General features: G+C 33.0%; 21 protein-coding genes and 1 pseudogene. 18 read left to right on the top strand and 4 right to left on the bottom strand.

Features of this window, described 5'->3' with window-relative positions:
• Nucleotides 1-119 precede the first annotated feature (119 nt).
• Nucleotides 120-485, top strand: a pseudogene (locus J3495_RS09900) (conjugal transfer protein TraG); the annotation flags it as partial.
• 707 nt (nt 486-1,192) lie between these two features.
• Here J3495_RS09900 and J3495_RS09895 read toward each other — a convergent pair.
• Nucleotides 1,193-2,194: an NAD(P)H-dependent oxidoreductase gene (locus J3495_RS09895; RefSeq protein WP_210666386.1), complete on the bottom strand. Its 1,002-nt coding sequence runs from the start codon at nt 2,192-2,194 to the stop codon at nt 1,193-1,195.
• A gap of 91 nt (nt 2,195-2,285) precedes the next feature.
• On the opposite strand from J3495_RS09895, the gene J3495_RS09890 reads away from it, so the two are divergent.
• Entirely contained in the window at nt 2,286-2,663 is a 378-nt protein-coding gene (locus tag J3495_RS09890) for a winged helix-turn-helix transcriptional regulator (RefSeq protein ID WP_236025437.1), read from the top strand.
• Between the two features lie 936 nt (nt 2,664-3,599).
• Here J3495_RS09890 and J3495_RS09885 read toward each other — a convergent pair.
• Nucleotides 3,600-4,178, bottom strand: a complete 579-nt coding sequence (locus J3495_RS09885) for a porin family protein (RefSeq protein ID WP_210666385.1) — start codon at nt 4,176-4,178, stop codon at nt 3,600-3,602.
• Nucleotides 4,179-4,375: 197 nt separating this feature from the next.
• Nucleotides 4,376-4,828 (bottom strand): hypothetical protein, encoded by a 453-nt coding sequence (locus J3495_RS09880; RefSeq protein ID WP_210666384.1) that lies wholly within the window; start codon nt 4,826-4,828, stop codon nt 4,376-4,378.
• Nucleotides 4,829-5,023: 195 nt separating this feature from the next.
• On the opposite strand from J3495_RS09880, the gene J3495_RS09875 reads away from it, so the two are divergent.
• The 4 genes from J3495_RS09875 (at nt 5,024) to J3495_RS09860 (ending at nt 8,374) form a co-directional block, all read left to right on the top strand.
• Nucleotides 5,024-6,073 (top strand): sensor histidine kinase, encoded by a 1,050-nt coding sequence (locus tag J3495_RS09875; protein WP_210666383.1) that lies wholly within the window; start codon nt 5,024-5,026, stop codon nt 6,071-6,073.
• Complete coding sequence (locus tag J3495_RS09870) at nt 6,070-6,777, top strand: LytR/AlgR family response regulator transcription factor (protein ID WP_210666382.1); 708 nt, start codon at nt 6,070-6,072, stop codon at nt 6,775-6,777. The genes J3495_RS09875 and J3495_RS09870 overlap by 4 nt, the downstream gene beginning before the upstream one ends.
• 448 nt (nt 6,778-7,225) lie before the next feature.
• Nucleotides 7,226-7,810, top strand: coding sequence for a hypothetical protein (locus J3495_RS09865; protein WP_210666381.1), 585 nt, complete (start codon nt 7,226-7,228; stop codon nt 7,808-7,810).
• Between the two features lie 405 nt (nt 7,811-8,215).
• Nucleotides 8,216-8,374 carry a winged helix-turn-helix transcriptional regulator gene (locus J3495_RS09860; RefSeq protein WP_210666380.1) on the top strand — a complete coding sequence of 53 codons (159 nt, stop codon included), beginning with the start codon at nt 8,216-8,218 and terminating at the stop codon, nt 8,372-8,374.
• Nucleotides 8,375-8,620: 246 nt separating this feature from the next.
• Here J3495_RS09860 and J3495_RS09855 read toward each other — a convergent pair whose 3' ends face one another.
• Entirely contained in the window at nt 8,621-10,732 is a 2,112-nt protein-coding gene (locus tag J3495_RS09855) for a sigma-54 interaction domain-containing protein (protein ID WP_210666379.1), read from the bottom strand.
• Between the two features lie 394 nt (nt 10,733-11,126).
• On the opposite strand from J3495_RS09855, the gene J3495_RS09850 reads away from it, so the two are divergent.
• The 12 genes from J3495_RS09850 (at nt 11,127) to J3495_RS09795 (ending at nt 22,554) form a co-directional block, all read left to right on the top strand.
• The gene (locus tag J3495_RS09850; RefSeq protein ID WP_210666378.1) at nt 11,127-12,929 is read left to right on the top strand and encodes an amidohydrolase; all 1,803 of its coding nucleotides are present in this window, start codon (nt 11,127-11,129) and stop codon (nt 12,927-12,929) included.
• Between the two features lie 186 nt (nt 12,930-13,115).
• Nucleotides 13,116-14,408, top strand: a complete 1,293-nt coding sequence (locus tag J3495_RS09845) for an alginate export family protein (RefSeq protein WP_210666377.1) — start codon at nt 13,116-13,118, stop codon at nt 14,406-14,408.
• Nucleotides 14,409-14,419: 11 nt separating this feature from the next.
• Entirely contained in the window at nt 14,420-15,283 is an 864-nt protein-coding gene (locus tag J3495_RS09840; protein ID WP_210666376.1) for a pirin family protein, read from the top strand.
• 34 nt (nt 15,284-15,317) lie between these two features.
• A complete protein-coding gene (locus tag J3495_RS09835) occupies nt 15,318-16,838 on the top strand; it encodes a GMC family oxidoreductase (protein ID WP_210666375.1) in 1,521 nt (506 codons plus the stop codon).
• Nucleotides 16,835-17,581, top strand: coding sequence for an SDR family oxidoreductase (locus J3495_RS09830; RefSeq protein ID WP_210666374.1), 747 nt, complete (start codon nt 16,835-16,837; stop codon nt 17,579-17,581). The genes J3495_RS09835 and J3495_RS09830 overlap by 4 nt, the downstream gene beginning before the upstream one ends.
• A complete protein-coding gene (locus J3495_RS09825; RefSeq protein ID WP_317192635.1) occupies nt 17,562-18,383 on the top strand; it encodes an SDR family NAD(P)-dependent oxidoreductase in 822 nt (273 codons plus the stop codon). Before J3495_RS09830 ends, J3495_RS09825 begins: the two co-directional genes overlap by 20 nt.
• Before the next feature lie 37 nt (nt 18,384-18,420).
• On the top strand, nt 18,421-18,648 hold the full coding sequence (locus J3495_RS09820; RefSeq protein ID WP_236025436.1) for a hypothetical protein: 228 nt from the start codon (nt 18,421-18,423) through the stop codon (nt 18,646-18,648).
• Between the two features lie 150 nt (nt 18,649-18,798).
• Nucleotides 18,799-19,425, top strand: a complete 627-nt coding sequence (locus tag J3495_RS09815) for a nitroreductase family protein (protein WP_210666373.1) — start codon at nt 18,799-18,801, stop codon at nt 19,423-19,425.
• A 45-nt stretch (nt 19,426-19,470) separates the two neighbouring features.
• A complete protein-coding gene (locus J3495_RS09810; protein ID WP_210666372.1) occupies nt 19,471-20,487 on the top strand; it encodes an LLM class flavin-dependent oxidoreductase in 1,017 nt (338 codons plus the stop codon).
• Nucleotides 20,488-20,497: 10 nt separating this feature from the next.
• A complete protein-coding gene (locus J3495_RS09805) occupies nt 20,498-21,259 on the top strand; it encodes an SDR family NAD(P)-dependent oxidoreductase (protein WP_210666371.1) in 762 nt (253 codons plus the stop codon).
• 63 nt (nt 21,260-21,322) lie between these two features.
• Entirely contained in the window at nt 21,323-21,754 is a 432-nt protein-coding gene (locus J3495_RS09800; RefSeq protein WP_210666370.1) for a nuclear transport factor 2 family protein, read from the top strand.
• A 281-nt stretch (nt 21,755-22,035) separates the two neighbouring features.
• A complete protein-coding gene (locus J3495_RS09795; protein ID WP_210666369.1) occupies nt 22,036-22,554 on the top strand; it encodes a YceI family protein in 519 nt (172 codons plus the stop codon).
• Nucleotides 22,555-22,567 lie beyond the last annotated feature (13 nt).

Raw genomic sequence — 22,567 nt, 5'->3', positions numbered from 1 at the left:
CGTAACTTAATCGTACTGCTGATGATTTAAACTCAGCACTGTAAACTCGTTTTTTCATAATTCTAAGATATTTATTTTTATTTAAACAGTCTTAAAATTTATGTCCCAGTAAATGTAGCAACTCCAATGACAAATCAACCTGTATTTCTACACAGTTAGACAGTCTGATACCTGCATCAAAAATTTCCACTTTGACACAGGGTATGTTTGTTGGTGCAGTTTCCGACAACTTTGATGAAAGAATTGAGCAAAAAATATTTCACGCCGAGATTGTAGTGGACAATTGTACAGTAGTAGCAGAAACCAAAGCCTATCAAAAGATACCACAAATTCTCAATTTTGTAAACGAGAATGAAGAGGATACTATGAAACAGGAAATAGAGAGCAATTATAAGCAGATAAAGGCAGACACTGTAAAGATTATCGAAACGGAATTGGAGCGAATTAAAAAAGACCCTGATTTTAAACATTTAATAAAGAATTAGTAATTAGTTGCTAAAGGTGAAATTTGCTGCTCCACAAAATCAAAATTCTTTTGCAAATAATAAGGTAGTTTCGCGCACTAAAAAACAGTCTAAAATTTTGATGAATTATCCCGAATACGCATGAACAGTGTAACCACTTTATCATTTCGAAATAAATACGCAGTGATTCTCATACTTATCTAAACTCTGTTTTAGGAAGCAGCTAATAAAGATATAGCGCTACTTTCGTTTTTAGTGTCTAAGAAAAACGCCAAAGCTGTCTATTAATAGACAGCCTTGTTATGCTTGGGAACTAAATTATAATTTAGTTAAAGTTGCTCTAATTTTATTCATTCAAGTCTACATTGCTACCATTTTAAAAAGTTTTTGTTTTATTCTTCTTTTTTATTTCGAGTTCGTGATTCCTCAGCTATATTAAAGCGATTTTTTACAATGCAAATAATTCAATTAACTTATGCTAAAGTATCCGAATAGCAAGGGTTTTAAAACATGGTTTTCAACTTTTCTAAAGAACGAAAACCTCTGCCAACCTTTGTCTTTCCCATCACGGTATAAGCTTTTTTAATATCGGTACCTCATAATACTAATCTACATTTTGTGTCGCTGTATAGCTTTTAACAAAATACGTCTGTGCCTGAACACAATTAAAAAAAAGAACATTGAATACTAGAATTAAAATTGTTATTAGTATTGTATTACTTTCAATTTTAAATAGTTACAATGTATTTTTCGATGATAGGCCTGTCGCTATTCTCATCCCAAATTAATTTCCAATTTTCTGTTTCAACAACATCAATTTCTTTTTGGCTTTCTTTTTCTCTGGCTTTAAATTGCACTTGAAAGCGTATGTCAAATTGATTTCTTTCCGTTTCCTCGATAATTAAATTCTGAACTTCATGTTTTGTGGGTGCCTCCAGTTTTTCTTTTATTGATCGGTACCATTCATTAAATTCAGGGTGTCCTTTCATTTTACCGTATCCGGGAAAAGTGAATTCTACGTCTTTATGTAGGTATTGAATAAAATAGCCGTTTTCATCTAATCTGTCAAAATGGCTAAACCATTTGTGGATAAAAGCTTCCACCTTTTCTTGATTGCCCTTAGAAAAATCTTGAATTTTTTCAATTAGTTTTTTAGCATGGGCAATGGCAGTTTCCTTTACTTCCCACATGGAGTTATATATTTCAGGAACATACGCATTTCGATATGAGTACAAAGGAAGATTGTAAATCATTTGCATGTGATACACCGACTGCTGCATTGGTTTTAAAATATCTTCTACACTGAAACGATTGTACCCAAGGGGTGTAAAAGACTCTTTTGATCCTCCTAATGTAATACTTTGCAAAAATTGTTTGCCTTTGAGTTTGTCTCCACCAGTTCCATAAGCAAATCCCCAAGTCATCACATCATCTAAATATTTTTTTAAAATAGATGGTGTAGCGTACCAATAAAGAGGATGTTGAAAAATTAGAATACCTGCATTAAGCAAAGCAGCTTGCTCTTTCTCTATATCAATTTTATAATCAGGGTATAACGACTCGAGATGACGCACCTCTAACTGAGATGTTGGGACTGTTTTTTTTATATGTTCAATAATTGTTTTATTGGCTATTGAACTCTCTAAGTCTGGATGCGATAGTACTACTAAGGTTTTCATATTGCCACGATTTAAAGAGTTGATCTGAGTAGTTGAATTTTTTGTTATCATTTTTTAAACTATATTATTTACAGTTGCAAAAGTATTTCTAAATTTGTAACCAATCAATAACTGTCAAACGTGGCAGGTTAAAAAATTTGAAATGAAAGACAAAATATCTTTACCAACTAATGAAATTAATGAATTGAAATTCCATTGTGAGATGGATGTTGCAATGCATTATGTAGGTGGAAAATGGAAAGCCATAGTGCTTTATTATTTAATAGAAGAAAAAAAAAGATTTAACGAAATAAAAAAACTCATTCCAAATATCACGGAAAAAATGCTTTCTATTCAATTGAAAAATCTGGAAGAACACGGGATTATAAAAAAAGAAGTTTTTAACATAAAACCGCCCTTAAAAGTAGAATATTCATTAACAGATTTTGGCAAAACACTCATTCCTTTATTGAAATATCTGGTTACTTGGGGAAGTTATGTTGTAAAAGAAAAATCGCATGTAATACAAATAAAAAAGTAGTAACAAAAAGATGTTTAAAGACAAACAAATTTTCTTTTACAGGCATCCGATATTTTACAAAATTGTCGGATATAGTTCACATTCGTGCGACAATTTCAAAATTCAAATAGTTATTTAATGGAAGTCTTGGGCAGTCCAAACAATTTGAATACGGGATAACGTTTTGATTATTGAAAGTGAATTGTAAAGGATTAAGAATGATTCAAAGTTGGAACATCTAATAAAAAGCAAGAAATAAGGAAACTAAACTTTAAATGCAAGAATCATTTAATGGTTTATATTAGTTATTATAAAGTTTTTTTTACAAGAGCCTAATTTAATTTAAGATTAAATTCATCAAGTTTTATATTGTAAAAATTTCTATTCTTTATTTGATACCAATCTCATATGAAATTAAACAAGTATAGTATATGATTATCCATATTAGGTCTCTAATTTAGCAATTCATAAATATAAATATTAAAAAAAATAATTTAAATAAAATTTTTTAAAACAAATTATTTGGTGCATTCCAATAACCAATGTGACTATTAAATATCTAGAACAACTAAATCGATTACTTAATCATATTTACATTATTTTGAATGGTTAATGAATAGCATTTCGAACTTCCTAAAACTTCTTTTTTTCTTGACTGATAGAATAACTTTATTTTTAAGATTTATTTACTTGCTTTCTTCAACTCATAAGATTTTTAGACTTACTACTTTAACGTAAACATTAATTAAAAAGCAAAGTAAATTTTTATTAAGCTAAAAAACTTTAGTAGATAAACCGAAATAAAAAAATAAATATTTATTTTTTTATTTCGGTTTATCTTTATTTACTATTTAAAATACACTTATATTAAACATACATTTATCGATTTTATTTCTTTGTTAGGAAGGAAACCAAAGTACCAAATATATAACTAATTTCAAATTCAATAAAAGAACATTAAAAAATTTTAACAGCCATCCCTAATTGTATTTGCTGACTTTTAACTTCGCCTCCTATGTCGCTTATATTAGAAAAGCTCCAAGAATATCGCGCAAAAACTATTATTGGTGACAAGTTTAACTCGGCACCAACTACTGCTGCAAAATCTGAATCTTTAAAAATTTTCTTACCATTGTCAAGTATACTTTCCTTACTATTTGCTAAAAAGCTAAATTGCGGACCTGCGTTCACAGTTAATAGGCCACCTGTATTAAGCCTTAATAGTAAAGGAACGCTTATGTAATTAAGGGTTTTGTCTTTATCGAATGCATCATCAATTATATCGGTGTAATCATCAGCTATTTTCGTATTTGTTTGATTAAAAATCACTTCAGCTTGTATGCCAATGAAATTAGTTACATCATAGTATACAAAGCCACCAAGTTGATAACCTAATTCAAAATTGTCTTTAAATGATTTGCCGTCTAGTTTGGTGAGGTTGGCACCAGCTTTTGGGCCTAAATGGATTTGTGCTACGCTTGAATAACTTGTTAAAAAGATAATGAAACCAGTTAAAATAAAAATGCTTTTTTTCATAATATTTTATATGTTGTTTAATCTTGTATACAAATATAAAGACCAGTTGGTCTCAATAAAATAAATCTACAAACCTGAAATTTTAATATACAAATGTTTTTATTTGAGTTGGGCTGTTTTGATACAACCAAACAAAGTTAAGTTTGGCAACCTGAATCTGTTTGGTTGTTATTTTTTTGATTACAGCTTAATTTTTTTTATAAATCTTTTCTTTTTTTAAATACCATATTTACTCTGAATTTTTCTATAGTTCCATTGACCGTCACGTCATTGCCAGCTCCAGCGCCAATAGCTGTGCTTGATGCATTGTATGCGTTTATAAATTCAAATCCCAATTCAAACATAGCATTAAGCAAATCTGTTTGTGTTCTAATTTGAAGTTTTTTACTACTCTGCAATAAGCTTTCCAAATCATCTAGTGCATCTTTATAATCAGACTTTTTGCTTTGAATAGTTATATTCATTCCTCCTAGAAGTTTTGTGTCTTCAGAGGTTATGACTACATACTCTGGAAGTTGATCAACACCAATAGAAGATGATTTATCTACATTTAGTTTTTGTGCAGACATTTGTGTAACTGATAAGAGTAATGTAAAAAATAATACTACGGATTTTTTTGATAATTTCATTTGCTTGTTTTGATTTTTCATTTAAATTAAATTTGCCGCAAAAGTATGCGAACAGGCAATCATCAATATTATTAATATATAAAACACTTAAATTAATATACAAAATATTTAATGGAAAATTGAATAATGTTGATTTCGTATATTTGCAAATAACTTTGGTATAGAAAAGGTAATTGATAATAATAAAAACTATTTTTTTGTTCAAAATATGTGTTAATGAGTTTACATTTAAAAGATAATATCAAAAAGTTTCAAATTATTGATGCCTTTATAATAACAAAATATAGGGTTTATAGACACGCGCTAGGTTGGATATTTTTATTTTTAATGTTAATTAGTTTAAAGCCAATTAAAGAGTCTAATCTAATAGGACTCTCTGTCTCTCTGTTTATTATACTAAGTGTTTTCTATATAAATTTATATGTTCTTCTCCCAGCATTTCTTTATAATAAATTTTTTTTTAAGTATTTAGGATTGTTATTATTGCTCTTGTTTTTAAGCCTATTGATTTCAATAAAATTGAGTGACATACTTGAAGATCCAGCAGATTTAAATGTTGATAAGCCTTCATTTTTATTTCAATTTATTGCGTACTGTGTGATACTTCTCCCTTTTATTGTTGTTTCGACTGGGGTCAAAATAATACAAAAATGGATAATTTATGATAACCGATTTAAAGAGCTCGAAAAAAACACAATAGAAATGGAATTAAAGGCGTTGAGAAATCAAATCAATCCTCATTTTATCTTTAATACGCTTAACAATTTGAACTATATGATAATGAAGGATCAACAAAAAGCATCAATCATACTTTCACAGTTATCCAATATTTTGAGCCATCATTTATATGAAAGCAATCAGAAATACATTTTTTTGCATTCAGAGATTAAATTCATTAATGATTATATTCATTTAGAGGTTATTAGAAGAGATGAATTTAAGTTCGAGGTAATTTCTCTTATAGATGATACTGTCAATATTAAAATTCCATCTAATATTTTCTCTGTTTTTATTGAAAATGCTATTAAACATAGTTTAGATTGTGATTTTGAGTCATCTATAAAAGTGTCTTTTGAAAAAATTGATGATTATCTGTTGTTTTCTTGCTTGAATACAAAGGGATTGAGTACTGAAAAAAAGATGAATCACGGGGTTGGTTTAAAAAACGTTAAAAGAAGATTAGAATTAATTTATGCTGAAAGTTATGAATTAACTATAACAGATGCAAAAAGAACATATAAAGTAGAATTAAAATTACCATTATGAATTGTATTGTAGTAGATGATGAGCCATTAGCTAGAGAGGTCATAAAGGATTTAATTACAACCCAGCCAAAATTGAAATTTATTCAAGAATTTAATAGTGCATCAAAAGCAGAAATATATTTAAAATCTAATACTGTTGATCTCATATTTCTTGATATTGAAATGCCTGGTCTTAATGGATTAAAGTTTGCTGAAAGTGTTCCTGTCAACACATTTATAATTTTTACAACTGCATATAGAAATTATGCAGTAGAAAGTTATTCTTTAGATGCTGTAGATTATTTACTAAAACCTATATTCCCAGATCGCTTTGCGAAAGCTGTAGGCAAAGCAATTTCCCTACATAAACTTCTTTTAAAGGAAGATTCCGATTTGCCAGACAAAACAAAAAATTTTTTATTTGTCAAAGCAGACAGAAAATATTATAAAATTTTATTTGAAAAAATTCTTTTTATTCAAGGTCTTAAAGACTATTCACTTATATATAGTGGTACGGAAAAAATTATGACATTGTTAAATTTAAAGACCTTGCACAAACAATTACCTTTAGATAAATTTATAAGGGTGAGTAAATCTTATATAGTCAATGAAACCGCCATTGATGCCTTTGATAATAACACAATTTACATTAAAGATCATCAGATTCCTATTGGAAAGGTCTATCAAGATGATTTTTATAAACAATATATCGATAAAGAAATTTGAGTTTTTATACTTTTTCACCTATTTTTTTGATAAAAATTAATCTTTTTTCAAAAACAAAACGATGTCACTACAAAATTCCATGAGCTATAAGGATAGATATAGATAACAAAAACAGCGGACTAAATATTATTGCTTTAGAAGTAAATAGATTTTTAACAAATCAATCAGGGATAGTTTTAATAGTAAAAAAGGTTTATAACAAATGAAGAATTAAGTTTAGAAGAAAAACCGGAAAGAATCAGGTGAAAAATTATAAAGTTCAAAATGAAGAACCCTTAATATGAATTAATAAAACTAAAAAAGAAATGCTTCTGCTTAAATAACAATCACGTAGGTTTTATAAATAAGAGATAATTTTTATTATATATTTTACAACACATATCATTTGACCACATTTCAAAATACTCATTAAGAGAATAAAAAAATCAATATCATAATATAAAAACATATGTATCATTTCAATTCAAAAAAATATTTTTTAAGAACATTAATAATTGCACTTTCTTTCGGTGCTTTAATTGGTATTTTCATTTTTCTTGCAGGTGACTTTGGAAGAACTGAAGTCCGATTGCTTTTGACCACACTAGCAATTGGCTGTTACAGCTTGACAGGTCTTTGCAGTACAACAATTCAAAATAGGGATCATATGCAGTCTTTTTCATTACTTGGAATAATTATATCCGCTATTGGATTCTTAATAACTACTACTGCAATTTGGGATGTAGTTAATTTTGAAGAAATATGGAAGGCTACGACAATTTTTATCATTCTTTCAGTATCAATAGCCCATATCTCTTTGCTGTTTAACATAAGGTTAAAGACTAAAAATTTATGGTATATGATGACCGTAACAATAATTTTTATATCAATAGTCGCACTAATGCTAATTAATTCGACAATATCAGAATTTAAAGAATCCGAATTCTATTTTAGACTGTTGGGAGTATTTTCAATACTTGATGTATTAGGAACAATAGCGACTCCAATCTTGAATAACATATGCACAAAAAAAGAATTAAATAACCAGTTCTAATGACAAAGCAACTTTAGGGCTTTGGCGGATAATAAATGTATCTTTGAAGTAAATGGTGACAATATAGCTCTTTATTACCTTGTGCAGATTTATCTTCTTGAGCTAAAAGATTTTAGCCTCATAATAGCTTTCGGTTTAGTTCAGAACATTCTATAGTAAAGCCATAGAGAAAGTACAAACAACTCTATGGCTTATAACTTCATTTTGGGAAGAGGCTTTATTCTGCCAACAAAATTTTATTTTTAATAATACTTTCCAAGGTTGTCGACTTAGTATCGTTTATAGTTCTCTCAACAGCGTAAGTGCCATTTTTGTCTCCTAGAGCTTGCAATAGGTCATAAAATTCTCCTTGAATCGTTTCGTTTAGCCCAAATTGTGCACAGGTCTTTTTAAAGGCTTCGTGCCATGATTATTCGAAAAGTTTTCCCTGAAGTTCCGCCACGGGTTGAATACACACTTACCGAATTTGGAAAAAATTTGTCCGAACCACTTTCTCTTTTATTTGATTGGTCTTTGGATTGGGAAGAAGAACTGAAAGAAATTTATGTAAAGAAAAAAAAATAGTTTGTGTTTTGCATGTAATTTTTAGCAATGATTGGGTTTAAACTTCTTTTAATTTTTATGTATGTTATTTGTCTTTAATTAGGTAACTAATTTTTATTTAAATTGTAAATAATATAATATTTTAATCCCTTCAATTGAAGAAAGTACTTCAACTATTGATAAAGTACAATTTTCTTTTGATAAGCAATTATCTAAATTTTGTTTATTTTTTGATATAGGTATTTAAATTTAAATAGTATTTAAAATTTATTCCGACTTCAATCCAACTTGCTTTTCAATATTCAATCGCTTCATTGTACCAAATAATGTCTTGTCATTTATATTCAAAATTTTTGCAGCACCATTAGGCCCACTTACTCGCCAATCAGTGTGATTCAGAACATCTATAATGTAATCACGTTGATAATCTTCGAAGGTTTTAAAACCTTCAGAAATAGATCTTATATTTGATTTTGGCATCCAATCACCTGGATTTAAAGTTGTTCCGTTTTCTGTAATAACTGCGCGTTCAATTAAATTTTCAAGTTCTCTGATATTTCCAGGAAAATGATATTCTCTTAAAAGGTCTATGGTTTTTTTTGAAAGTCTTTTAAAAGTTTTACCTGCTTTAGAGGAATACTTATCTAAAAAAAAATGTGCTAACAATGGGATGTCGTCTATCCTGTCTCGTAATGGAATATTATAGATTGGAAAAACATTCAAACGATAGTATAAATCTTCCCTAAAAGTGCCTACTTTTATCATTTCTTCCAGCTTCCTATTGGTTGCAGCTATTATTCGTACATCAACCTTGCTTGTCTTCATTCCGCCAAGAGTATCAAATTCTCCCTCTTGCAAAACACGAAGTAACTTAGATTGTAAATCGATGGGCATTTCTCCTATTTCATCAAGGAAAATTGTGCCACCATCAGCTAGCATAAATTTTCCCGCTTTATCCGCTATTGCACCAGTAAAAGCTCCTTTTTTATGTCCGAACAATTCACTTTCTATTAGTTCTTTAGGTAAAGTTGCGCAGTTCACTTTTATAAGAGGCCTTTCTTTTCTCCGGCTATTGGAGTGTATAGCACTTGCTAGTAACTCCTTACCAGTACCAGATTCGCCAGTTATAAGTACAGTGGTCTCTGTCGGTGCTACCTGATTAACCTGTTTTAATACTTTTCCATAAGCATTAGTCGTACATATGATATTTTCAAAATTAATTTTTTTGCTTATTTCTTCTTGTAAATACTCATTTTCGTTCTCCAAACGATCCTTTAAAGATTTAATTTGCTCTAAAGCATTATTTAAATTATTTTCTTGTTGCTTCTTTAATGTAATATCACGAACAACAGAACAGATGTAACTTGTATCTTTATATTTTAGAAGACTAGAAATTATATCTACTGGAAATTGAGTCTGGTTTTTTCTTTCGATAAGCCACTCAAATCGATGAGAGTCTTTTTTTTCAATAATTTCAAAATGAGCTTCATAGAAATCCTTGGTCACCATAGTATCCAAATCGAAGATGCTCATCCCATCGAGTTCTTTCTTACTAAATCCTAATTTATTGATTAAAGATTTATTGTAGTACAGTAGGTCCCCTTTTTCATTATAGACATATATTAAATCCTCCACATTGTCAATTATATTTTTAAAGAGTGATAGATTTTTCTCTTTTTCTCGTATCTCAGTAACATCTTGATAAATTCCCAATACTTTCTGAATTTTATCACCCCTCAAAATTGGTTTTGCTATGATTCTAATAAACCTTGGAGGAGAATCATTCGTTTCAAATATTTCATCAAAAGATATCGCTTTTCTCATTACTTTTCCAAGTAAGGATTTAAATTTATCATCATCCTTAAATTTATCTATAATTTTTGAAGGAAGTAAATCTAAAGAGTTTTTAGTATTAAAAATATTTAAAGCACCTGCGGTTGCCAAGATTGAACCGTCTTCTAATGACAACTCCCAACCTCCTATGTTTGCAATAATTTGGGTATTGTTCATCAATTCTTTATAGAAGGATGACTCCTGTATTTCATAGGCTATTGCACATATATATACATTGCCATTATTTGAGAAAGTTTGTGCAATAATCTGTACGGTATTGAAATTACCCAGTTTAGTTTTGTGTGTTGCCACAAAAGTAATGCATCCTTTATTATTGATTTGCTCCCAATGATTCTTCCAAGTTTCAGTAGTGACAGCAATATTGATATCAGGTATAGTAAGTGCTCTGCATTCCTCTTTACTGTATCCCATATTTTCGCAAAACTTTGCATTGGCATAAATAATATTACTATCGTAATCTATCCAAATCATCTCAAAAGGCAGCTGCTCGATAAGTTTGCCATTAACATTTAATTCGTTATTCATATCCATAAACTATGATTAAAAATCATTACAAATTTAAAGTGATATTTTCTTATATACAAGAAAAATATTAAATACAAGAATAAATACAATCACCATTTTTTTTTCAAATACTTGTAAATCAATATCTTATGTGTTTGGCATAGAGTTTGGCTAGAATGAAAGAGTAGTCACATATTATTGAAACATTGATATTATATGATACTTTAAGAACAAATATAATTAACAATACAATAGCTTACAAATGCATTCTCAAGTTTTTTGACTTGAATAAACAAGAATTAGTTTTTAGACGAGCAAAGTACCTACTGCATCGTATAAGCAATAAATATACTTGTAAATATATAGGATATTACTTTTTGTAAACAATTTTGAAATAATTTAAAATAATAATGAAATGAAAAAAATAATCACTTTGATTTCGACAACATTGATCACTTTCGGAATTTACGCACAATCTAATACTTCATTTGTAAGTGCTGACGTAATTGTACATAATGCAAAAATTTATACTCAAACTGCTGCACAGCCTCAGGCTTCTGCGCTAGCGGTGAAAGGGGGAAGAATTTATGCAGTAGGTAATGATGCCGACATACTTGCGCTTGCAGACGAGAAAACACAAGTCATCGATGCGGAAGGTAAGCGTATGATACCTGGTTTGGAAGATTCACACATCCACCCTCTGAATGAACGAAATTTTAATTATAAGGTGCGTTGGGACGGTTTGCCAACACTAAAACGTGCGCTCGAAATGCTTACGGAGCAAGCAGCAAGAACACCAGAAGGGCAATGGGTAAAAGTCACGGGTGGATGGTCTCCCTATCAATTTAAAGAAAATCGTCATCCAACTATTGAAGAGCTTAACAAAGCTGTCTTGAACAGGCCTTTGTATGTTCAGTACGCATATAATAAAGCGTTTCTAAACAAATTAGGAATGAAGGAATTGGGTGTTGGAACAGCTATGTTTCCTGAGCTGCCTGAGGGAGAGTTTGAGAAAGATAAAAAGGGTAATTATACAGGAGTCATCAATGGATACACCTTCACATTTTTAGCGCTAGATGCTATGTTGCCTGCTCCAACACCTGAAGAAGAAGTCAGCTCCTTAATACATGTAATCCATGATCTGAATCGCTTCGGGCTCACCACCGTTCTTGATGCTACAAGTATCTTTGGCTACCCCGATGGACACACACCTTTAAAAACCTTGGTGAATGAAAATAAGTTGAACATCCGTTTTCCATTTGTTGATGTTGGATGGGATCAAAGTACTAATGCTCCTTTTGTAGATACTGAAATTAAGCGTATTACTAAAATTGGGCCTGTGAGTCCTGGACAGAATTTGCATCCAACTATGGAACATGGTTACGAGTATGAAGGAATGGGTGAAGCTATAAGAGGAGAAATTCATGACCATGAAAATTTTGATAAGCCGACTTATATTATTCCCAAAGAACGCATGATCCAGTATGCAGAAGAAGATGTTAGAAAACTTATCCAAAAGAGAATCCCTTTTCGCATGCACGTCACTTACAATGAAAATATTACCCCTTTTCTGGATGCTTTCGAGAAGGTTGTTCAAACAACCCCATTGGATGGAATGCGCTGGAGCATAGAACATGCTGAAACCATTACACCAGAGAATATCGAAAGGCTTAAAAAACTTGGAGGCGGCATTGCTTTAGATAATAAAATGGCTATTCATGGGGATGCTTTTGTAAAGACTCACGGAAAAGAAAAAGCATTGTACACGCCCAGATTAAGGAATCTAGTAGACAGTGGTGTCCCTTTATCTTTAACAACCGACGCTTTTCGAGTATCTCCAGCTAACCCTTGGTTAGCAATTAGTTGGGCTGTAACTGGTAGGTCAGTATCTGGTTCTGTAGTATTGGCTGAGGATAACCGATTGACTCGGGAAGAGGTACTTAAATTATTTACTATAGGTGCTGCCTGGTTTGAAAACCTTGAAAATGAAAAAGGTCGGATAGCTCCGGGTAATTATGCAGATTTTGTTTTGTTAAATAAAGATTATTTTACCGTGGCCGAAGATGAGATTAAGACTATTTCATCTGTGTTAACAGTGGTCGATGGAAGAGTAGTATTTGGGTTAGGCAAATATACTGATTTAGCTCCAAAGTTACCTGAGCCCTTACCTTATTGGTCGCCCGTAAAATACTTTGGCGGTTATCATTGGGATAAATAGAAGCTATTCTTTCTCAATTAATTTGCTTGAGGATTTTTTAGTAAGTAGACAAGCCTGATGCACTATTTTACTTTTTTAATTAATATACAGCTCTTGTTATGAGCATGTTCAAGTATGAGAGATTTTTTAATATACATTTTTTTATTAATTCTGCCTATGCAACTCATGGCCCAAAACTTTCAATTGATGCGGTACGAGGAAAACTATACTACGTTAAAAGACAGTGCAATAACTTTTTACAATGGAATAAAATTCATTCCGCTATCGAGAAGTGGTTCAGTGTTTCTCTCTTTAGGAGGTGAAGTACGAGAAGAATTGGACTATACTGAAAATGAAGATTGGGGAGAAAGCGGCCTGGGTAGAGACGTTTTTTTCCTTCAACGCTATCAACTTCACGCCGATTTACATATTAGCAATCGAATTCGCCTTTTCGGGCAATTACGAAGTGGTTTGGAAGATGGACGCGACAACGGTCCTCGTAGTATTGATGAAGATAAACTGAATGTCCAGAACCTTTTTATGGATTTTGTGCCTTATAATCAATCGTGTAGATTACTTACACTTCGTTTAGGTAGACAAGAGATCCAATATGGAAGTGGCCGTCTAATAGACGTACAAGAGGGAACCAATTTAAGGTTATATTTTGATGGAGTTAAAGTTGCTTATGCATCTCCCCAATTAACTTTTGACTCATTTGTAATGGCGAGTACTCAGATAAATACAGGCACTTTTGATAATGTATCAACCAGCAAAATAAACCTTTGGGGTATTTACACAACCTATAGTATTTCGAAAAGGGCTAACCTCGATGTTTACTATTTAGGTATCAATCGTGATAAAGCCGTATTTAACGAAGGTATTGCTGATGAATCCCGACATACCGTCGGTAGTCGATTTTCAAGAAACGGTAATGGGTTTGTTTACAATGTTGAAGCAATCTATCAATTTGGAACTTTTGGTTTAGATAATATCAGCGCTTTAGGGATTTCCTCTGAAATCGGGTACGTGTTTGATAAAGTGAAAGGTACACCAACCGTAAAGTTAAGAACTGACTATATTTCTGGAGATAAAAGGAAAGATGACGGCAAACTGGGCACTCCTAATCCTTTATATCCAAACGGGGGTTATTTTGGGATGAACCCGCAAGTAGGTCCTGCAAATTTAGTGTCCATACACCCGAACCTAACTTGGAATCCTTCTGAAAAGTTTCTTCTAAAATTCGCTACAGTGTTAAACTGGCGACAATCAACAGAGGATGGTATTTATAGGGCTAATGGTTCACTAAGATTGCCTTCATCCGAGTCCAAAGAAAGATATATAGGCACGGCTTACATAACCACTCTTTCATGGAATATAAACAGATTTCTAAGCTATAATATCGGTATCCAATATTTTCAAACTGGTAATTTTATCAATGATATATTACCTGAAAACAAGGATGGTTTTTTTGTAGGATCGGTAATAGGTTTTAAATTTTAATAGAGCTAAAAATGAAAAAGAAAACAAGTTTTTCGACAAAAGGAAATAGAGCTGATATTGGTCCGCTAGCAATAACTAGATTTTTACCAAATCGGTATACCGACAAAGTAGGCCCTTTTGTATTTCTGGACTATGTAGCACCTGCAATTAAAGAAGCGATTTCTAAAAACGGTATGGGAGCACATCCACACAGAGGCATTGCCACTTTAACCTACATTCTCCAAGGCAAAGTCGAGCATTTTGACAGTGCAGGACATACAGGAGAAATACGCTCTGGTGGTGCACAATGGATGAAAGCTGGTAACGGGATCATTCACGATGAAAATATTAATTACGATGCTCAAACCAATAATAAAATTGTTGAAGGTTTTCAATTCTGGATCAATTTACCTGCAAAAAATAAAGCAGAAAGTCCCGCTCATATTGCCATTCAGGCGGAAGAAATTCCTAGAAAGAAATTAGAAAATCAAAATGGATGGATAAAAGTTATTGTGGGAAATTTTGAAGAATTAAGTTCGAAAATACCCAATTATTCCGAACAGTTTTTATACCATATTCATTTGGAAATAGGCAAACAGTTTTCAATTGTTGTAGATGAAAAAATAGAAGTTGCAGCTTTTTTGCCAACAAAAAGTGCAAAGCTTAACGAAATCGATTTTGAGGGAGGAGAATTTGTGGAATTTGATAGAGAAACAGGTGAAATTGAAATCAAAAATACTTCGGAAGATAGTATTGATATTATACTATTTGGTGGAGAAGAATACACAGAACCTGTATTTGCAGAAGGTCCTTTTGTGATGAATTCATTGGGTGAAATAGCCGATGCTTACAGGGATTTTTATGCTGGAAAGTATGGTCAGATACAATTAAAATAAGGGATTTAATTAAAGATTCAACAAAATAAATATTATGGAAAATACAGAACATTATGCTATTCATTACGATTTTGTAATAGTTGGTGGAGGCTCTGCTGGAGCAGTTATGGCTTCTAGATTAAGCGAAAAAAGCAATATAAATGTCTTATTATTAGAAGGTGGAAAGTCATATCCAGCTTGGGGCTATCCATCTACAATTTCAAGTGCAAACAATCCTGGTGGAGACGAACTTCATAATTGGGGAATCCAATCTGAGCCCAATTCCTATGGAAACAGAATAGATTTGCCAAGAGGAAAAGTTTTGGGAGGAAGTTCAGCAATTAATGGTGCAGTTGCCTTGCGTGCTAGACCTCAGGACTTTAAAAATTGGAATCTGCTAGGTTGGTCCTATGAAGAGATGCTTCCATTTTTTAAAAAACTAGAATCGAGTGATTCTGGTGATAAAGAGTTGCATGGTTTTGATGGTCCATTACCCGTTCGACAATTGTTACGCACTGATTTGACATCCGTTCAAAGAGCTTTTGTGGATGCAACAGTTAATGTTGGATACAAGTTAATTGAAGATTTTGATAGCGCTAATGCTAATGGTGTTGGTCCCTACAGAATGAATGTTGTCAACGGAGTTCGTGTAAACACTGGTATGGCTTATCTTACTAATAAAGTGAGGAAGCGTAAAAACCTGACGATCTTATCAGATGCTATTGCTGATAAAATACTGTTTGAAAAGAACAAAGCCATAGGAATTCTATTAGCAAATGGAGCATCTTACTTCGGTAAGGAGATCATTATATGTGGAGGTACATATGGAAGTGCTGCTATTTTGCTACGTTCGGGAATTGGAGATAAAAACGATTTAGAAAAATTATCTATTCCTGTAATTGCTGATCTCCCTGTAGGCAAAAATGTAAAAGACCATCCTTTGCATTATGCTGCTTATGCATTACATAAAGAAATGGTCGAAAGCAAATCACCGCCAATTGCTGCAAAATTATGGACCGCTTCATCCGTTTCAAAAGCTGAAGATTTAGATATCCATATTACAGCTACTCACTTATTTCCTGATGAATGGAGTCCGACACAGATGGGTTTTGTCTTAGCAGTTTCAGTAACAACACCAGTTTCAAAAGGAAAAATATGGATAGAAACTACAGATCCAAACATCAATCCTAAGGTAGACTTGAACTTTTTAGCTGATGATTTTGATACCTTAAGAATGATTGAAGGAGCAAAAATTGCCAGACAAATTGCTGCAAATCCAACATTCTCTGAATTTGTACATTCAGAAATTGCACCGGGTGGTTCTATACAAACTGATAAAGATTTGGCCGAAGCAATTAAAAAAAATATTGCCAGTTATGCGCACCCAACAAGCAGTGTCCCAATGGGAACAATTGATTCTAATGAAGCAGTTGTTGATTTAGAAGGAAGGGTACATCATGTAGAATCACTTCGGGTTGTAGATGCTTCTATCTTTCCTGACATCATTTCCGTAGCAACCAATATTACTGTAATCGCAGTAGCTGAACGAATTGCAGATAAAATTTTAATAGAATGAAAGAAACTATGAAAAAAGTTGCCCTAATAACAGGTGCAGCAACAGGTATCGGACGCGCCATTGCTATCCGTTTGGCACAAGATGGAATTGCAATCGCAGTAAATTACAAAGGAGATTCCAAACAGGCGAGTGAAGTAATAAAACAAATTAGAGAATCAGGAGGCATTGCCGAAGGTTTTGCTGCGGATGTAAGTAATGTTGAAGAAATTGTTAATTTATTTAATGCTGTTATTGAGACATTTGGGGGCATAGATATTCTCGTTGCTAACGCAGGTATAGGTAAAATGGGAATTCCTATCGTTGACATTAGTGAAGCTGATTTTGACCTAATCAACAGCGTCAATTACAAAGGAACATTCTTTGTATTGCAACAAGCTGCAAAACAGGTAAAAAATGAAGGAAGAATTATTCAAATTTCTTCATCGAGTGTCTTATATCCAGCTGCCGGATTAGGTTTATACGCTCCTAGTAAAGCTGCTGGTAAAGTAATCACAGAGATTTTATCTCAAGAACTAAGTGCTCGCCACATAACCGTTAACAGTGTTTTTCCGGGACCGACAATAACACCTTTATTGGAAAAGGAAGCTACAAAAGAAGAATTAGAAAGAATTGGTCAATCGATGATTGCTGGTAGAATGGGTAACCCAGAGGAAATAGCTTCGGTTGTTGCATTTCTTGCAAGTCCTGATGGTGCTTGGATAAACGGACAACAAATAGTCGCAAATGGCGGTGGTAGGATATAAAAAAACAAGCTTGAAACAACTTAAAAAATTTAACATGACAAATAACATAAATAAGACAGTCTTAATAACGGGCGGAAGTCGAGGACTTGGAAAAGAATCAGCTATACAGTTAGCGAAAAATGGTTTTGATGTTATTATTACATATCAAACAAAGGAAAGAGAAGCTGAAAATGTGGTAAAAGAAATAAGAGATTTAGGAAGAAAATCAATTTCTTTAAAACTTGATTTAGCTAAATCAGAAACTTTTGTAGATTTTGTAGCTAATTTAAAAGTAGCATTAGAAAAAGGATTTTCTAAAACCAAAATTGATGCATTAGTTAATAATGCTGGCTCTGCTTATTACGCTCCAATTGCTGAAACAACTGAAGCTGCTTTTGATGAAATGCTTAGTATTCATTTAAAGGCCCCGTTTTTTTTAACTCAAAGAATTTTTCCATTGCTCAACCATGGTGCAAGTATTGTGAATACATCGTCTGGTTTAACTCGTTTTTCCTATCCCAATTATGCTGCTTATGCCATTATGAAAGCAGGCGTGGAAACACTAACACGATATCAATCTTTAGAATTTGGTAAAAATCAAATCAGAGTCAACACAATTGCGCCTGGTGCTATTGAAACAGATTTTGCTGGTGGTGCAGTGAGAGATAATAAAGATCTAAATAACATGATTGCAACAAATACTGTATTAGGGCGGGTAGGTTTGCCCGATGATATCGGAAGCGTGGTTACTTTTTTGTGTAGTAATGAGTCAAAATGGATAAATGCGCAAAGAATTGAAGTATCAGGTGGAATTCACATCTAATTATTCTTTAAAATATTAATATTAATAGACGAATATCATGGAAATAGTAATAGATAGTTTTGCCTCAGCAATGTATGGTAGTACCGCGCTAAACAGCTCAGATGTCATGGAACAATTGCTGGATAGGATAGTAATGGCTGATGAATCAGGGCAGGATGTATTTGGTATTGGAGAGCATCATAAAAAAGAGTTTCTGGATTCTGCACTAGCAGTAATGGAAGATTATATATATGGACAAAAAGTTATAAATACAACTCTCTATTAGCAATTGCAATGGAAGCATAAACAGTGTTGGGTTACTCACTTTGATGCCTTAAAAAAGGAATAATTTATAGTACCGCAACTTTTTCTGTTGGTAACTTTTATACAATGAAAGACAAAGTACATAGTATACAAATTATAAACTAAAAAAAAAATGGAATTATTAGAAGCATTAAAGTGGCGATATGCTACCAAAAAATTTAGCAATAAAAAAGTTGCTAACGAAAAAATACACGAAATTCTTGAAGCGATTAATTTGTCTGCTTCTTCAACAGGAATGCAGACGTACAGAGTTTTTGCAATAGAAAACCGAAAATTACAAAAAGAATTGGGAGAGGGTTCTTTTAATACACAAATTGCCGAGTCGTCTCATTTATTGGTGTTTGCAGCATTTGAAACTGTCAATAAAGAAATGATTGACAAATACATTCAATTCATAGCAGATGAACGAAGTATGCCCGTACAAAATTTGGCTGATTTTAAAACTGCTTTGGTTGATGGTTTGCTGAACAGAACGGATGAAGAGAATTTCATTTGGTCGGCAAAACAAGCCTATATCGGTTTGGGTACGGGCTTAATTGCTGCTGCAAATTTACAAGTAGATGCTTGCCCGATGGAGGGTTTTAATACTGAAAGATTTGACAAATTATTAGGATTAAAAGAAAAAAAGCTAAAAAGTGTGGTTTTACTTGCATTAGGATATCGTGATGAAGAAAATGACCAATTCACTAAACTTAAAAAAGTAAGGATATCAATGGATGAATTTGTGACTTCGATATAATACTTCAAAGATCAATAATAAATGTAATTGAAAAAAGGTAATATCATGGAAATAGGAATAGATAGTTTTGCCTCAGCAATGTACGGGAGTGCCGCCCTTAGTAGCACAGATGCAATGGAACAATTACTGAACAGGATAGTAATGGCCGATGAAGCAGGGCTGGATGTTTTCGGTATTGGCGAGCACCATAAAAAAGAATTTTTGGATTCTGCACCAGCAGTAATCCTGTCTGCAGCAGCAGCAAGAACTAAACGGATTGTTCTTGGGAGTGCAGTAAAGGTTTTAAGCACAGATGACCCCGTACGTGTTTATCAAAGTTTTGCAACCCTTGACCTTATTTCAAAAGGAAGGGCTGAACTGGTTGTTGGTCGTGGTTCGGCCATTGATGCTTATCCTCTATTTGGGTTCAACTTAAAGGATTACGATGCTTTATTTAAGGAAAAACTGGACTTACTGCTACAGATCCGAGATAATGAATTTGTTAATTGGTCGGGCAAGTTCAGACCACCACTGCAAAAACAAGGTGTTTATCCTAGAGCATTACAAGATAATCTACCTATATGGCTTGGAGTTGGTGGCACACCTGAATCGTTTATTCGTGCGGGTACCTTAGGGCTTCCTTTAATGGTGGCAGTCATTGGTGGAGAAACGGAACGTTTTAGACCCTTGATAGATCTATATCGTGAAGCAGGAAATAAAGCTGGCTTTTCGCCAAATCAACTAAAGGTCGGGCTGCACTCACCGGGTTATGTGGCCGAAACCCCAGAAAAGGCAATTGCCGATTATTATCCAGGTTATGCAGAGTTATGGACAAAAATGGGTAAAGAAAGAGGATGGCCACCAGTAACTCGACCACAATTCGATTCGCTGATTTCACCAAAAGGCGTATTAGTAGTGGGCGATCCTGAACAAGTTGCTGAAAAACTTATGAGGCATAGCAAAGCGCTTGGAGGGATTGACAGGTTCACTTTTCAAATGGACAATGCCGGGCTTTCTCACAACCAATTAATGGAGTCAATCGAACTGATTGGAAAGAAGTTGATACCGCTTATAAAGACTTAAAACAAATAAGATGAAGAATAGATTAGAAAACAAGGTTTGTATTATTACAGGTACTGGCGGAAGTATTGGTCGTGCTGCGGCTATACGCTTTGCAAGAGAAGGAGCAATAATTGCAGGATGTGACTATAATAGCGATGCAGGTCAAGAAACCGTTGATTTGGTTTTGGCAGCCGGAGGAAAAATGATATCCCTTCACCCTGCCAACCTGACAAAGATGAGTGATTGCAGAAAATTAGTAGAACTCGTTATACAGAAATATGGTCGTATAGATGTACTTTTCAATAATGCTGCGATGGCTCACTTTAATTGGATAGAAGACATTACCGAAGAAGAATGGCATTTGAACACCCGGGAAGAAGTTGATTTAGTCTTTTTTCTAACTCAGGCAGCCTGGCCTCATCTTAAAGTAAGTCATGGTACAATTGTAAATACTGCTTCACTTACGGGTCACCGTGTATTCAAACCTTTGGGCGGGTTGGCTCATGCCACTGCAAAAATGGGTATAATCGGGATGACAAAACATCTTGCAATGGAAGGCCGTGAACATGGTATGCGAGCCAATTCAATTTCACCTGGAGTAATAGAAACAAAGCAGACGGAGGAACAACTTAAGGATAAAGAATGGGCAGATTATTTCCTTGATAAATCCATTATTGGTCGTATTGGTAAGCCAGAAGAAGTTGCAAATGTCGCATTATTTTTAGCTTCAGAAGAAAGTTCATTTGTAACAGGAGTTGACATTAAAGTAGATGGAGGTATGTCTATCTGGTAAATAAAAATAAAAATAATAAATAACTTAAATAATTTACAAATATTAATATTAAAACTTTAAAAAATGAAAAATTCAAAAAACATTCCAGTAACTGAATTATTACGTAATGGTTATGACCTATTCCTTGCTAAGGATATGAAAGGTTGGTCTCAACTTTGTGCCGAAGATGTAATAGCAGAATTTCCTTTTGCTCCTGAAGGCACGCCAAATCGCTTTGAAGGTCGTGAAGCTTTTTACGCTTATTTAAAAGATTACCCAAGTTTTATAAATGTGAAAACATTACCAACCATGAAAATTTATGGAACGGATGATGAAAATGTTGCCATTGCAGAATGGAGCGTGTCGGGAGAAGTAATTGGAAATGGTAACCCATATGAAATGAGTTATGCAACTTTCGTAACTTTTAGAGATGGGCTTATTGTGAATTACCGTGAATATTGGAATCCACAAGTTTTTATGAAAGCTATGAATGGTGAAAGTTTTGCTGCAGAATAAACAGTCTTTAGCATTTAAAGTAATATAGTTTCACTTTACTAATAAACATAAAGTGTCTGATTACAACTACTAAGCAAGGCATCGACAAGACAGAGCACAAAGCATGGCTAGAAATGTAGATGATGTTCATCAAGCTACAGTGCTGACAATGATATGGTAACTGAAGTAAGATTTTGCAAACTAATCCACATTGGGTTGAGAATATTCAAGAAAATCGAAAGAGCGAGTTAAATTTTCTACTAACTATTAAATAATTAATAATCACTAAACAATAAATTAAGATGAGTACAAAAACAAATTGGAAAATAGATAAAGCACATTCTGAAATTGCTTTTAAGGTTAAACACATGATGATATCTAATGTAACAGGTCATTTTGAAGATTTTGATGCAGCAGTTGAAACAAGTAATGACGGTTTCATAGACGCAGAATTTAGTTTTGCAACAAAAACCTTATCTATCAATACTAAAAATAAAGAAAGAGATAACCATTTAAAGTCAGATGACTTTTTCAATTCCGATATGTATCCTGATTTGAAATTTAAGTCTACGTCTTTTGATGGAACAACTCTTACAGGAGATTTAACTATTAGGGACATCACCAGAGAAATAGAATTGGATGTAGATTTTAATGGAATAGCTGTAGATCCTTATGGTCAAACAAAAGCAGGTTTTGAAATGAGGGGAAGTATTAATCGAAAGGTCTTTAACCTAACATGGGGCGCCATTACCGAAGCGGGAAGTATCGTGGTAGCCGACACCGTAAAAATTATAGCAGACTTACAGTTCATCAAAGAATAGTTATAATCTTTTA

The sequence above is a fragment of the Flavobacterium geliluteum genome (genome assembly GCF_017948595.1).
GTDB lineage: Bacteria > Bacteroidota > Bacteroidia > Flavobacteriales > Flavobacteriaceae > Flavobacterium > Flavobacterium flavipigmentatum.
The sequence above is the reverse complement of the archived record's forward strand: the minus strand, read 5'-3'. Positions and strand labels throughout refer to the sequence as shown.